The 13,646-nt window shown below is 39.3% G+C and carries 17 protein-coding genes; 16 read left to right on the top strand and 1 reads right to left on the bottom strand.

All coding sequences use genetic code 11. From position 1 onward, the window contains the following. Positions 1 to 298: 298 nt before the first annotated feature. Positions 299 to 1,759 carry a S41 family peptidase gene (locus tag D1164_RS11865; protein ID WP_119350194.1) on the top strand — a complete coding sequence of 487 codons (1,461 nt, stop codon included), beginning with the start codon at positions 299 to 301 and terminating at the stop codon, positions 1,757 to 1,759. A 195-nt stretch (positions 1,760 to 1,954) separates the two neighbouring features. Here the strand turns inward: D1164_RS11865 and D1164_RS11860 are convergent, their stop codons facing one another. Further along, complete coding sequence (locus D1164_RS11860; protein WP_119350193.1) at positions 1,955 to 2,317, bottom strand: winged helix-turn-helix transcriptional regulator; 363 nt, start codon at positions 2,315 to 2,317, stop codon at positions 1,955 to 1,957. 79 nt (positions 2,318 to 2,396) lie between these two features. Between D1164_RS11860 and D1164_RS11855 the strand changes: the two genes are divergently transcribed. The 15 genes from D1164_RS11855 to cobA all read left to right on the top strand — a co-directional run bounded on the left by D1164_RS11855 (position 2,397) and on the right by cobA (position 13,593). Beyond that, a complete protein-coding gene (locus D1164_RS11855) occupies positions 2,397 to 2,810 on the top strand; it encodes a DoxX family protein (protein WP_119350207.1) in 414 nt (137 codons plus the stop codon). Positions 2,811 to 3,119: 309 nt separating this feature from the next. Next, on the top strand, positions 3,120 to 3,566 hold the full coding sequence (locus D1164_RS11850; protein WP_119350192.1) for a MarR family winged helix-turn-helix transcriptional regulator: 447 nt from the start codon (positions 3,120 to 3,122) through the stop codon (positions 3,564 to 3,566). A gap of 43 nt (positions 3,567 to 3,609) precedes the next feature. Beyond that, positions 3,610 to 4,083, top strand: coding sequence for a methyltransferase family protein (locus D1164_RS11845; protein ID WP_119350191.1), 474 nt, complete (start codon positions 3,610 to 3,612; stop codon positions 4,081 to 4,083). A 297-nt stretch (positions 4,084 to 4,380) separates the two neighbouring features. Then, positions 4,381 to 4,962 carry a Crp/Fnr family transcriptional regulator gene (locus D1164_RS11840; RefSeq protein WP_119350190.1) on the top strand — a complete coding sequence of 194 codons (582 nt, stop codon included), beginning with the start codon at positions 4,381 to 4,383 and terminating at the stop codon, positions 4,960 to 4,962. A gap of 74 nt (positions 4,963 to 5,036) precedes the next feature. Beyond that, positions 5,037 to 5,420 carry a VOC family protein gene (locus D1164_RS11835; RefSeq protein ID WP_119350206.1) on the top strand — a complete coding sequence of 128 codons (384 nt, stop codon included), beginning with the start codon at positions 5,037 to 5,039 and terminating at the stop codon, positions 5,418 to 5,420. A gap of 109 nt (positions 5,421 to 5,529) precedes the next feature. Then, positions 5,530 to 5,916, top strand: a complete 387-nt coding sequence (locus D1164_RS11830) for a DUF1801 domain-containing protein (RefSeq protein ID WP_119350189.1) — start codon at positions 5,530 to 5,532, stop codon at positions 5,914 to 5,916. A gap of 154 nt (positions 5,917 to 6,070) precedes the next feature. Next, positions 6,071 to 6,604 (top strand): dihydrofolate reductase family protein, encoded by a 534-nt coding sequence (locus D1164_RS11825; protein WP_119350188.1) that lies wholly within the window; start codon positions 6,071 to 6,073, stop codon positions 6,602 to 6,604. Then, complete coding sequence (locus tag D1164_RS11820) at positions 6,601 to 6,966, top strand: YciI family protein (RefSeq protein WP_119350187.1); 366 nt, start codon at positions 6,601 to 6,603, stop codon at positions 6,964 to 6,966. The genes D1164_RS11825 and D1164_RS11820 overlap by 4 nt, the downstream gene beginning before the upstream one ends. Before the next feature lie 8 nt (positions 6,967 to 6,974). Continuing rightward, positions 6,975 to 7,412, top strand: a complete 438-nt coding sequence (locus D1164_RS11815; protein ID WP_119350186.1) for a class I SAM-dependent methyltransferase — start codon at positions 6,975 to 6,977, stop codon at positions 7,410 to 7,412. Positions 7,413 to 7,776: 364 nt separating this feature from the next. Continuing rightward, complete coding sequence (locus D1164_RS11810) at positions 7,777 to 8,031, top strand: DUF2061 domain-containing protein (RefSeq protein WP_206610988.1); 255 nt, start codon at positions 7,777 to 7,779, stop codon at positions 8,029 to 8,031. 12 nt (positions 8,032 to 8,043) lie between these two features. Further along, positions 8,044 to 8,484 (top strand): precorrin-2 dehydrogenase/sirohydrochlorin ferrochelatase family protein, encoded by a 441-nt coding sequence (locus tag D1164_RS11805; protein ID WP_119350185.1) that lies wholly within the window; start codon positions 8,044 to 8,046, stop codon positions 8,482 to 8,484. Then, positions 8,481 to 10,280, top strand: a complete 1,800-nt coding sequence (locus D1164_RS11800; RefSeq protein ID WP_119350184.1) for an assimilatory sulfite reductase (NADPH) flavoprotein subunit — start codon at positions 8,481 to 8,483, stop codon at positions 10,278 to 10,280. Before D1164_RS11805 ends, D1164_RS11800 begins: the two co-directional genes overlap by 4 nt. Positions 10,281 to 10,301: 21 nt before the next feature. After that, positions 10,302 to 12,002, top strand: a complete 1,701-nt coding sequence (locus D1164_RS11795) for an NADPH-dependent assimilatory sulfite reductase hemoprotein subunit (RefSeq protein ID WP_119350183.1) — start codon at positions 10,302 to 10,304, stop codon at positions 12,000 to 12,002. A gap of 32 nt (positions 12,003 to 12,034) precedes the next feature. Continuing rightward, a complete protein-coding gene (locus D1164_RS11790; protein ID WP_119350182.1) occupies positions 12,035 to 12,874 on the top strand; it encodes a Rossmann-fold NAD(P)-binding domain-containing protein in 840 nt (279 codons plus the stop codon). Then, positions 12,856 to 13,593, top strand: a complete 738-nt coding sequence (gene cobA, locus D1164_RS11785; RefSeq protein WP_119350181.1) for a uroporphyrinogen-III C-methyltransferase — start codon at positions 12,856 to 12,858, stop codon at positions 13,591 to 13,593. Before D1164_RS11790 ends, cobA begins: the two co-directional genes overlap by 19 nt. The last annotated feature ends 53 nt before the right edge of the window (positions 13,594 to 13,646 follow it).

Here is a 13,646-nt window from a genome sequence, read left to right as displayed (position 1 = left end):
TGGATTATAAAAAGCCAGAGAAAGTGTTCTGCTCGGCCGCTTAGATTTCGTTTCCCGCCCAATTGGGCGGGAAACGAAATCTAACTTATCTTTGAAGTAATGTTGTCTAAACAAGGGGAGTATTTAAAATAGGCGGTTCAATCTTGTCAGGAATAGCAAGTATATTCGTTTTATTTGGTGCGATAGAAATTATTACCACCCAATATCTGATTTTAAACGTTCCAACCGCGGCGTTTGAAGTATTTCTGGGCATTTGGTTAATGACAAAAGGACTTAACAGAAAAATAATAGGAAGTTTATGAAAATAAGGAGCTTTGTAGTTGCTATTGTTTTTCCTTTATCTCTACTTGCCCAGACCAAATTGTCTCAAGAACAAATCATTGAAGATTATACCATCTTTAAAAATATCTTAACAACCGGACATCCAAGTTTGTATGAGTACACAACAAAAGAAAATTGGGATAGCATATTTAATCATTTTGAAAAGAAAGAGCTGAAACAGTTAACAAATTCGGATGGTTTGTTCCGATCAATTAGTGCTTTAGCAGAGCATGTTAAAGATGGTCATTTAATTGTTCACTACCCCAAAATGGACTCTATTCCCAAAATGTTTCCCTTGTTATTAAAAATTATTGATGGGAAGCTATATGCAGATACGGATGAATTTAAAATTCCTGCTGGTTCTCAGATTGTAACTATTGATGGGGAAAACTGCGATCAATTAATAAACAGAATGCTAAAATATGCTCCCTCCGATGGATATAACCTTACAAAAAAACACAGGCAAATAGAAACCGAATTTGGAATATTACTTTACTATGAATTGGGAGAAAAAAGTACGTACGAAGTAGTGTATCTAACACCGGATAATCAAAGCAAAACCACCACAATTGAAAGTCAGGATTTTGAGCAAATTGGTAAGCGACATGCGCTACGGAACTCACATTTTGCTGCTTATCACGGTGATAGTGACAGAGCAAAGTATTTTCAAACCTGGGTTAGTGAAAAATGGCCCCGCTATCATTACATTGATTCTATTAACACAGCTGTATTAACCGTTCCTTCATTTGGATTAGACCCCACAGAGTTTAAATCCAGGTTAGTTAATCTGTTCAAAAAAATCAGGAAGAAAAAAACAGACAATCTGATTCTGGATATCCGCAGCAATAACGGTGGCTATAGGATTAATACAATTCATTTATTCTCATTTCTTACCGAAAAGCCTTTCCGGCAAAGAATTTCTGAAAGTGTTATAACTTCGCATTTACCAGAAGGAAAATATCTTTTAGATACGGTATCCGACTATCGCCAGTTTTTCTCGAATTACTTCGCATCAGCAAAAAAAGAAAATGGACGTTGGATTTTACAGAAGGACCATGCAATAGAAGAAATGAAACCTTTCAGGAAGCCATTTAAAGGAAATGTTTTTGTTTTAATTGGAGGCAGAACATTTTCTGCAGGATCGGCATTTGCCTTAAACGCTAAAAATGATGCTAATATTACACTTATTGGAGAAGAAGCAGGCGGAGGATATTATTTCCATACAGGACAATATCCTGTTTTGTATGAACTCCCCAATTCCAGGATAATATTGAGAATGTCATTTGTTAAAATCAATCACTATGTAACTGATAATACGATTGCAAAAGGAAGGGGCGTTTTACCTGATAATATCGTCCACTTAACTGTTCAGGATTTGATAGAAAGCAAAGACAGCCAGCTGGATTATGTGATAAAGTGCATTCAAAAATTGAAATAAATAATGAATTGTCTACAGTGTGATAATCGTCGGGACAGAAGGTATTCGCTCGATTTTAACCTGCTTTAACAGCCTACAACCATTACAGTATTTAAAACTCTTTATAGGAAATAATATTCGGAGAGCTGACTAAAAAAAGGATGAATATTACAGGCAACTCTCCCCCACTACCACTTACTTTTAAACAAAACCGGACTAACCCTCTTCTAAAATTTTTTTCCTATGATTGATGCCCCATATTTGAAGTTCGTTCACTACTTTCTCCAGTGTTGAAGCATATTCAGTCAAAGAGTATTCTATCCTGACAGGATAATCGTCATATACAGTCCTTTTAATCAGTTTATGCTCTTCCAATGTTTTCAGTTCATTTGACAAAACTTTGGAGGTTATTCGGGGAATACTCCTTTCAATTTCCCTAAAACGACTATTACCTTGCATTAAGGAAATTAAAATCAATATTTTCCATTTTCCGCTAATAACATCTAATGCATCACGAACGGGCAACATCAGCTTCTGACATTCTTCATGATTGTTTTTTTCATCTTCTGTTTTACTCATCCTGCTTACCTTTAGGAAACTGCTTACTTTTTGATAGCAAATGTACTTATCTTTGCAACATCAAACAAAAAATGTTAATATGACAACAAGTAAACACAAAAAACAGAAAGCGTTAAATATATCTTTATGGATAGCGCAAGTGCTTTTAGCTGCCATGTTTCTTTTGTTGGGAGCAATGAAATCAATGCAACCCATTGAGCAGTTAGCAGACTCCCTACATTGGGTCAAAGATGTGTCAGTATCTCTCGTAAGATTTATTGGCGTGAGTGAATTTTTGGGAGGCATCGGGCTTATACTTCCTGCTTTACTGCGCATTAAACCAACACTTGCGCCTGTGGCAGCATTAGGTATTATTGCCATTATGGTATTGGCATCGGGGTTTCATATTTCAAGAGGTGAATTCACAATGTTGCCCATGAATTTTATTTTTGCACTGATTGCTGTTTTTATTGCCTGGGGGAGATTTATAAAAATTCCTATTCAGGCAAAATAATTTGGTTAGAAAATCTTGAAAAATGGAACAATCCTTTTTATAAATACGGAAGGAGCCCACGATAGGGCAATGTTTTAAACGATTACCCAATCGGAATATAACTTTCAGGCTGATTACTCACTGACCAAGGTATACGTTAAGCAATATTCTCTGGAATACTGACTTACCGTATCTTACCTGAAATTATTACCACCTCCCCGAATACAGAAATACGAATCTGCACAATCAATAAAATAAGAAAAATAAAAATTGTAATTTAGTTAGATATATCTAATTATTTTTTATATTTGTCGGAATTAAAACCGGAAAATGCAAAAGAATTTAGAACAAATACTGAATACAATTCTACATTCGAGTGAAATACTTGAAGAAAAAATGAAACAAGACTCAGATCTGAAGGACCTGACTTCAAGACAATTGTACTGCATTGAACTGATTAACAAAATGGAAAATCCATCCCTAACGGAACTAGCTGACGGAATGAGTATTGCAAAAGCATCCATTTCAGTAATGATTGACAGACTTGAAAAGAAAAAACTAATCTATAAAGTCACATCAGATAATGACAGAAGAACTGCACATGTTCATTTAACTGAGATCGGGATGAAGGCTGCTTCTATACATACTGATTTACACAAGCGTATCTCAGAGTTATTGACGAAAGACATGACTGAATCCGAAAAGGAAATCCTGATAGTATTATTAAATAAGTCTGTAAAATCTTTGATTAAAAACAAAATGCAGATAAGTAATTAGACACATATAACTAAATTATATTCCAATAAGAAAGTTTAAGAATATGGAATTAATAGGAAAATCATCAATTAACCCAATGATATTTTACTCTGGCAAAATATCAGGTTATGTTACCTGGATTATCTTTCTTTATTCATTCTGTAATAAACATTTTGTCTATAAAACAGATTACTCATACGATGACATCATTGCATCTTTTACGTTCTTTTTGGGACTCATTTTTATTGTTGTTAGCCTCTATCATTTAGGTAAATCTACCCGGTTGGGATTACCTTTGGAAAAGACAGAATTAAAAACCAAGGGCATATATAAAATCAGTCGAAATCCGATGTACGTTGGTTTTGGTTTATTTACCATGACATCAATTATATACACATGGAATATTTTTATTCTAATCGCTGGTGTATATAGCTTAATTGTGTACCACTTCATTATTAAAAATGAAGAAAAATTCCTGATTAATCGCTTTGGTACTGCGTACGAAAATTACAAAAAAAGTGTAACCCGGTATTTGTAATGAACGAAGCGGGTTCTTACCCTTAACTTTTAAAACCTGATATAAGAAGAGGCTGCCCAAAAAGGACAGCTGGCTTCATAAATTGGCAATTACTTTGTCAGATTTTTCGTAAACAAACTTCGGCCTCAACGCGTTTAAAAGTTTAATATAATTTCAAACGAAAGGCCTCTTACAATTTAAAAGTCACATTTAAAATCTACAGATAGAACGGGATAAAATCTAAACATAAAAACAAATGGCTCCGAAACCTGACACCTGTTGATCTTTAATTGTCTTGGCTAATCAAAAAAATGATAAATGACAAATTATTTTTTCGAGAAAATTTATAGTTATCCGACAATCTCAAAGGAGGAATACAACGAAATTAAGAAGGCACATACAAAGATCAAATTTTCAAAAAATGATATAATTATCAGTTCCGGAAAAACATGCAATGAATACTATTTAGTTGAAGAAGGGATACTTAGGTCGTTTGTAATGAATTACAATGGAGATGAAATTACAACTGACTTTTTTATTGAAGGTGATGTATTGATTGATGTATCTTCCTTGTTTCAGCGAATTCCTGCCATTGAAAATATCCAGGCATTAACCAACAGCATTTTGTGGAAAATCGAATACCCGGCTTTTCAGGAGCTGTTTCACAACATGGAAGGATTCAGAGAATGGGGCCGGGCCTGGATGTCAAGCCAGCTCCTAATTTCAAAGCAACGCTCCATTGGCATGATTACCCTGACTGCAACCGAAAGGTATTTGAATCTGATACATGAAAAACCAGAAATTATACAGCAAGTACCGTTAAAGCATATTGCCACCTATTTGGGCATTACCGACACTTCTTTGAGCAGAATCAGAAAGGAAATACTAAAAGAGACGTAAAACTTATCCTATGGCAAGATTTTTTTGGTTCCGTTTTTTGAGCTTTGCGCATAATAACAATTAAAAATTTAAAAATGGCACAAAAAAATTCAGTGGTATGGTTCGAAATCTATGTGGAAGATATGGAGCGGGCTGTCAATTTTTATGAAAAAGTTTTAGACGTGAAACTGGAAAATATTAACGACCCGTCAGACCCATCTGTCCTGATGAAAGCTTTTCCCGGCCATATGGAAGAGTACGGAGCTGCGGGTGCATTGGTAAAAATGGAAGGCGTTGAGGCAGGAAAAAACAGCACCATTATCTATTTTGGCTGCGAAGACTGTACGGTGGAAGAAAGTCGGGTAGTTGCCAGTGGTGGACAGGTACACCAATCCAAGATGGCTATTGGAGAACATGGTTTTATTTCCCTGGTGGTGGATACTGAAGGAAACACCATTGGTCTACACTCGATGAAATAAAAAAAAATACAACAGTAAAAACAAAAATAATTTCGCGAAAGTGCTTGCAAACAAAAGAATAAAGACAGGAAGAATAAAATGATTATTGTACAAACGAAGTCTTGGCAATATGAAAAATGAAGAGGTTACAAAATTTCTAAATGGAATCAATCATCCTTTAAGAAATGAAATAGAACGTTTGCGCGATTTAATAGTAAGTGCCGAAAGCCAGCTGACAGAAAATATTAAATGGAACGGCCCTAATTATTGTTTCCGCAGCGAAGACCGGATAACGATGCGAATTCAACCGCCAAAACAAATTCAGATCGTTTTTCACCGTGGGGCTAAAAAGCTCGCTCAATCCAATGGCAGGCTTATAAGCGAAACGTCTGGCCTTCTTGTTTGGAAGGAGAACGACCGGGCTGTTGCTACCTTCAAAAATCTAAATGGCATTGAATTACAAGAAACGGAATTCAAAAATACAATCAGTAAATGGATTGCAGCAACAAAGGAATAACCACTCCCCAACGGGAATGTTTTGGCACCTGTACAACTTCCTGTACCCAACATTTGGAAGAAAAACTGTTGTCTTTGATAAAATCAGAAGAACGTAAGGTTGCGACTAAATAATGACCCGGCTATGTAAATTAGTTAAATAAAACAGCTCAGGAATGAAAAGGAAATTAGCTTTATACATTGCGATGAGCCTTGATGGTTACATTGCGAAAAGAGATGACAACATCGACTTCTTATCCATGGTGGAAACGGCTAACGAAGACTATGGGCACGCCGATTTCCTGCAAAGTATTGATACGGTAATTTGGGGGCGAAAAACCTTTGATAAAGTTCTGTCGTTTGGTAACGGGGTACCCTATAAAAACAAAAAGGTTTATGTAATCTCAAGGAGTAGGACGGGCAAAGAAGAACATGCTGAGTATACTGATAATGCTGTTAATCTGGTAAAATCCCTGAAACAACAAGAGGGGCAGAATATTTATTGTGACGGGGGTGCCGAAATCGTTTATGAACTTCTAAGTAACCGTTTAATTGACAGGATAATTGTAAGTGTAATTCCACACTTACTCGGCGATGGAATCAGGTTATTTAAAGACAATAATACAGAGCAGCAGCTTGTATTCAAGCGAAGCATTAATTACCCTTCCGGATTGGTTCAGCTATGGTACGACATTAAAAAGCAGCTATGAGATTTGTTTGTTTCGGATACCTTAATGAAAAGAAGTGGGCTCAGCTCCCGAAAGCTGTTCAGTCTGAATTTTTAAACGACTACTTTACTTATTATTCTTCGTTGAAAAAACGCGGGCATTTTATTCAGGGAGAAGGCTTAAAAGGAGCTGATTCCGGTTGTCGCATTCATCTGGAAGACGGTATTGTTAAAGTTGAAAAATTAATTGACTCCAAAGATCAATTAGGCGGCTATTTTATTTTGGAAGCAACCGACATAGAGGAGGCCAAAACAATAATTGCGAAGCATCCGGGGCTGAAAATAGGAGCATTTGAAATACGCGAAGCAGACGAAGAAATCTCCAGAATGGTTGGGGCTAAATAATTCGTATTATGGCAGCAAAACTCTCACCAAGACTTAAACAAATTATTGAAGCCTTGCCTTTGAAAAAGGAAATGCGCGTTTTGGAAATCGGGTGCGGGCCTGGCGCAATGGCCCGGGAAATTTCGAGACGAATTGACAAGGGACATATTCTTGCCATCGACCGCTCTCCCAAAGCTATTCAACAAGCCATTTCCGGTTCGCAGACAGAAATAAAAACAGGTCGCCTTTCCTTCAGCCAGGTTGCCATCGAAAATTTCACTCTAAAGAACGATGAAGAGCCATTTGACATCGCTATTGCTGTAAGAGTTGGAGCGTTGGATGGACGACATCCCGAACTTGAAAAGCAGGCTTTACTGAAAATCAGCAAAGCACTAACAGCCAACGGAAAGCTTTTCATTGACGGCGGAACACCGTTAAAAGAAATATCCCTTGACGAATACAGATAACATAACCACATCTCGCAACTACCACTATATTAAGTAAAAGAAGCACACTGAAGTTTTCATAAGAAAACAGAAAATTTACATTCAACTAAAAAAAGACAAAAAAGTATTTGTTTTGTAAAATATTAATTTACATTTGCACCAGAGTTTTGTGATAAAAGTCACATAAAAATATTGAAATGAAAAATTATTCTTCTGACATAAAAATGAATTCTGTAGCATGTATGTGTATGTGTTGCAAATTTATTTTGGTGCAGAAGGAATGGTATAGATAACAGCGAATAGTTTTTAAAGAAATAGGCCCTTCTGCAAATTTAGCAGAGGGGCTTTTTTTTTAAGATGATTGAAATGAAACAAATCACGCCCAATGGAAAAAGGAGAAAATTCAAGAATGATTGAGAAAAAACGGCGAAGTATTGTTAAAACAATATCGTGGAGAACGATTGGAACCATTGATACAATCATCATCTCCTGGATTGTGGTGGGCAATGTCAATTTTGCTGTTACCATTGGCGGCGTGGAACTGTTCACCAAAATGGCGCTCTACTTTTTGCACGAAAGAGCCTGGAACAAAAGCAATTTCGGACGTATTGAAGATACACCCATTGAGTATGAAATTTAAAAAGTCACTAAAATGAATAAAAATTTTCTGCCCATAGCGATTGACATTTCCAATCAAAAAATTTTGATTGTTGGAGGAGATCACAGCGCATGGAAAAAGCTGAAAATTCTTCAACGATTTGATGCCAAAGTCGAAATACTGGCAAAAAACATTTGCGAAGAGATAAAACAAAGCGGTGTTACGTATTATGAAAAAACGTATCACAAAAAATATTTAAATGGCTACCTGATGCTTTACTCCTGTACCAACAACGAAGCGCTCGACCGGCAGATTGTTGAAGATTGCCGGCAGGCCGGTGTTCTTGTGAACATTCACGACAAACCGGCTTTGTGTCAATTTGTTTCACCGGCAATATACAGGAACGGGAACATATCAGTTGCAGTCAGTTCCAACGGTGAAGATGTTTATGAATCTATCCGATTAAGAGATAAAATTAAAGCTTATTTACAATGAATTTAAAAACAATTCCATTCGACGAAAGTCAGTTAAGGGATTTAACCAAACAAATTGAAGCATTAACCCCTGAACAAATCCTTTGGTTGAGCGGATACCTTGAAGGCAGGTTTGCCAGGGTAGCGCAAAACGGCTCATCCAACGGGGCTGCTGTAGTGGCACAAAATGGGGTGCCTGCTGAAGCTCCGACAAAACTGACTATTTTGTACGGAACAGATACCGGACGCGCGAAAACCCTCGCGGAAAACCTTCTGGAAAAGGCAACGGCCCTAAACATTTCAGCCAATGTAGTGAGCATGTACGACTACAATCCCAAAAAATTAAAAGAGGAGGAAAACCTGGCTGTAGTTGTAAGTACCCATGGAGAGGGTGAACCGCCTGATATGGCAGAAGATTTTCACACATTTATAACCGGGAAACGCGCCCCGAAACTGGAAAAACTGAAATATTCTGTGCTGGCTTTGGGCGACAAATCGTACCGGCATTTCTGCCAGACAGGCGCCGATATCGACGAAGCTTTTACACGATTGACAGCATCAAGTATTACCCCCATCGTAAAGTGTGATGTGGACTTTGAAGAAAATGCCGCCGCATGGATGGACAATCTTCTTCAAAACCTGAAACCCGCAACATTGAGCACTGCCATCTCACAAACATTGCATTCAAATAACGGACAGCCCAAAACGGAGTATTCCAAAAAAAATCCGTTCATGGCCACCGTACTCGAAAAAGTGAAAATAACCGGCAGGGATTCTGACAAAGAGGTTTACCATATCGAACTCTCCCTTGAAGGCTCGGGGTTAACTTACGAACCGGGAGACGCTGTTGGTATTTTTAATAAAAATCCCAAATCGCTGGTCGAACAAATTATCCGGAAAACCGGCGCTGCTCCGGAAGATCCGGTCTCTGTTAAGGCTGGGGAATTTTCTTTACAGGAAGCCCTGTTGCATTATTTAGAAATTACCCTGCTTTCAGTAGACACCATTCGTAAATACTATGAAAAATCGAAAAACCAGGAACTTGAAAAACTGCTGATTGACGACAACCTGCTGGATGAATACCTTTGGGGAAATGATGTACTTGACCTTCTGGAAGATTTCCCGTATGACTGGAATGCCCGGGATTTAGTGGAAATTCTAAGACCACTCCCACCCCGCCTGTACTCCATTTCATCAAGCCAGGAAACCGTTGATGAAGAGGTACATATTACAGTGTCTGTAGTAAAATATGAAAAAAAGAACAGAACACGGCAGGGTGCCTGCTCCTCTTTCCTGGCCTATGACATTAAAATTGACGACCAGGTTCCAATATATATAGACAAAAATCCGGCATTTAAACTTCCTCCAAACGGGGCAAAAATTATTATGGTAGGAGCAGGAACAGGAATCGCCCCCTACCGGGCTTTTATGCAGGAACGCGAAAGCAAAGGACTTAAAGGGGATTCCTGGCTCTTTTTCGGCGATCGCCATTTTTATTCCGACTTTTTATACCAGGTTGAATGGCAAAAACTGCTAAAAACAAAAGACCTCGAAAAAATGGATGTAGCCTTTTCCAGAGATCAACAGGAAAAAATTTACGTTCAGCATAAACTGAAGGAGAACCAGAAGGAAATTTTCGACTGGATAGAAAACGGCGCCTATCTCTACCTGTGTGGCGACCGGAAAAACATGGCGCAAGACGTGAACAAAGCACTACTGGAAATTATTCAGGAACAGGGAGGCGTTAGTGAAGAACAAGCAGGTAAATACATTAAAAACCTGAAAAGAGAGAAAAGATTTCAGATGGATGTTTATTAATATTAAAAACGAAAAAGGGAAATGAACGATACAATTAACTGGGAAGAACTTTCAGAAGTAGAGAAAATAAAATACGACAGCAGTTTTTTACGCGGAACATTGGCCGAAAGCCTGATAGATCCCATTAGTGGCTCCATTGCCCCCGATGACAGGCAAATTTCCAAATTTCATGGAATTTATCAGCAATCAGATCGCGACATCGACAAGGAAAGGAAACACCAGAAACTGGAACCGGCCTGGTCGTTTTTAATCAGGGTAAGAATGCCCGGTGGGATGGTAACGCCTGAACAATGGCTCAGCATGGATTCATTGTCTGAAAAATACGGCAATGGCTCACTTAAAATGACTACCCGGCAAACATTCCAGTTACACGGGATTTTAAAGAAAGACCTGAAAACAACCATTCAAAAAATCAACGAAAGCCTGCTGGACACCATCTCCGCATGTGGCGATGTGAACAGAAATGTTGTTTGCCATGCCAATCCGGCCGAATCGCCGCTGCACGCAGAGGTCATCGGACTGGCAAAAAAAATAGGAAATCATTTGCTGCCCAAAACCAATGCGTACCACGAAATCTGGCTCGACAAGAAACTTGTTGCCAGCAGCAAAGAAACAGTTGAACCACTTTACGGCGACAGATACCTGCCACGAAAGTTTAAAATAGGAATCGTTATTCCGCCCAACAACGACTGTGATGTTTTTTCGCAGGATCTGGGACTCATCGCCATAGTTGAAAACGACACAATCAAAGGCTATAACGTTATTGTGGGTGGTGGTTTGGGCTCCACATTTGGAATTCCCGAAACGTATCCGCGGGCTGGTAGCGTAATCGGCTTTTGCAAGCCGGAGCAAGTTATTGATGTGGCAGAGAAGGTAGTGGCGGTACAACGCGATTATGGAAACCGGAAAGACCGGAAACAGGCACGTTTAAAATACACCATTGATCACCGCGGGTTGGAATGGTTTGAAAATGAGCTGCAAAAATACCTTGGTTATCCTCTCGAAAAACCCGCACCGTTCAAACTAACTCATATGGGCGACAGCTACGGCTGGAAAAAAGGAACGGATGAAAAATGGCACCTTACCTACTTTGTGGAGGGCGGTCGCGTAAAAAATGAAGGCGACAAAAGAGTAAAAGACGCGCTGAGAGAAGCAGCCGGAATAAGCGACGGCAATTTTATTCTGACCGGCAACCAGAACGTAATTCTCTCCGGTGTTTCTGAAAAAGTTAAAACAAAAATAAATGCCATTCTTAAAAAGCATAATGTTTCGCCTCACTCAATTTCAGGACTAAGAAAAAACTCAATTTCCTGTGTGGCGTTGCCTACCTGTCCGCTGGCATTTGCCGAAGCAGAAAGATATCTACCTTCACTCATAACAAAAATGGAAGGAATCCTTGAGAAATATAATCTGCTGAAAGAAGAAATGGTTATTCGCATGACAGGCTGCCCAAACGGTTGCGGAAGGCCCTCCATGGCAGAAATAGGCCTCATCGGCAAATCTCAGGGACATTACAATCTCTATCTGGGCGGCAGTTTTGAAGGAGACAGGTTGAACACGCTTTACCGCGAGACTATTGCCGAACCGGAAATACTTCAGGAACTGGAACTTCTATTTAAAGATTTTGCCAGTTCAAGAAATAAAGGCGAACGATTTGGAGATTTCGTCATACGAAAAAACTATGTAAAGGAAATCAGGGAAGGAAAAGAATTCAGGCACTGATACTCAAAAAACAATGAATAATCCAATAAAAAATGCGTAAAACAATATCAATATTAGGCTGCGGCTGGCTGGGCGCTGAACTGGGAAAAAAGCTGATGTCAAAAGGGTACATCGTGAAAGGCTCCACCGGAACTGCCGGCAGGTATAATGAGCTTGAATTTAGCGGCATTCAACCTTTCTATATCCGGATTAAGCCCGAATCGGTCGTTATCGACTACTTCAGCTTTTTTAATACCGACGTGCTGGTTATTGCCATTCCGCCGAAACGGGTGGAGAATATTTCGGACATTTTCCCGGGGCAAATGGGGCAAATCATCAAACTTATCCGCCAGTTAAAAATCCCAAAAGTGTTGTTTATTTCCTCCACCTCGGTCTACGAAGCAACAAATAGCGTAGTGCGTGAGGGTGAGGAAGGAAACACGGAAAAGCCAAGCGGACAGGCCATTTTAAAGGCCGAAAAAATGTTACAGGAAGAGGAAGGCCTTCAAACAACCATTGTGCGTTTTGGCGGATTGATTGGGGCCAACCGGAATCCCGCACGTTTTTTAGCCGGAAAACAAAACATACCGGGCAATGTACCGGTAAACCTCATTCATCGCATCGATTGTGTAAACATCATGACTGATATTATTGAAAAGGATATCTGGGGAGAGGTTTTGAATGCAGTCAGCCCGGAGCACCCGACAAAAAAGGAATTTTATACCAAAGCATCGGAAGTGACTGAATTACCGGCTCCGGGATTTGTTGAAACGCCGGTAAAGTACAAAATTGTAAATAGCGACAAACTGATCCAGCGGCTGGGCTATACTTTTAAGTATCCCAGCCCCATGGATTATTTAAAAGAACTGCAGGAATGGGCCTATCGCATTTAATCTCTATCGTTGGTGCCGGGCCGGGTGATCCGGATTTACTAACGGTGAAAGCCCTGAAAAGGCTTAAAAATGCCGACGTGATTTTGTACGATGCGCTGATTGGCGACGAAATACTAAAACTGGCCAACCCCCAAACAGAAAAAAAATATGTCGGGAAGTTAAACAACGACGGTCAGAATCCGGTTGAAAGGCAAAATGCCATACACCAACAGTTTTTATACTGGGCAAGAAAAAATAAAAAAGTGGTACGGCTCAAAACCGGGGATCCCATGGTTTTTGGCCGGGGCGCTGAAGAAATCAGATTTTGTAAAGAAAATAACCTCACATTTGAGGTCATTCCGGGAGTTACTGCAGGCATTGCCGGCTCATCATTATTTTCAGTTCCTTTGACTGAACGGGGCAAAAACAACATGTTACTTTTTTACGCCTGCCGGAAGGTTGATGGCCAATTCCCGGAATTGGAATCGCTGCTTAATATCCTGAAAACCGGCTCTCCGGTGGTGTCCTATATGGGATTGATCCATCTGGAAGAACTGTCGGAAAAACTTGCAGAAAAAGGGTTGCCCCTTTCCACGCCAATTCAGATTCTTTCCAGAATTTCGCAGAAAAACCAAAGAGGATTTTCCACCACAATGGGAGAAATAGATTCGTTTTTTCAAAAGCACCAACCCGAAACCCCTTCCATCGTAATCATAGGAGAAAATGCAGAAGAAATATGACGCATAACAGATTAATAAAAAAATAACGGCGCAGGTCATTTCCAATTCGAAAG

It is taken from the genome of Mariniphaga sediminis, from assembly GCF_003573545.1.
GTDB classification, from domain to species: domain Bacteria; phylum Bacteroidota; class Bacteroidia; order Bacteroidales; family Prolixibacteraceae; genus Mariniphaga; species Mariniphaga sediminis.
Note: the sequence above shows the minus strand (reverse complement) of the source record. Positions and strands in the feature narration are given on the sequence as shown.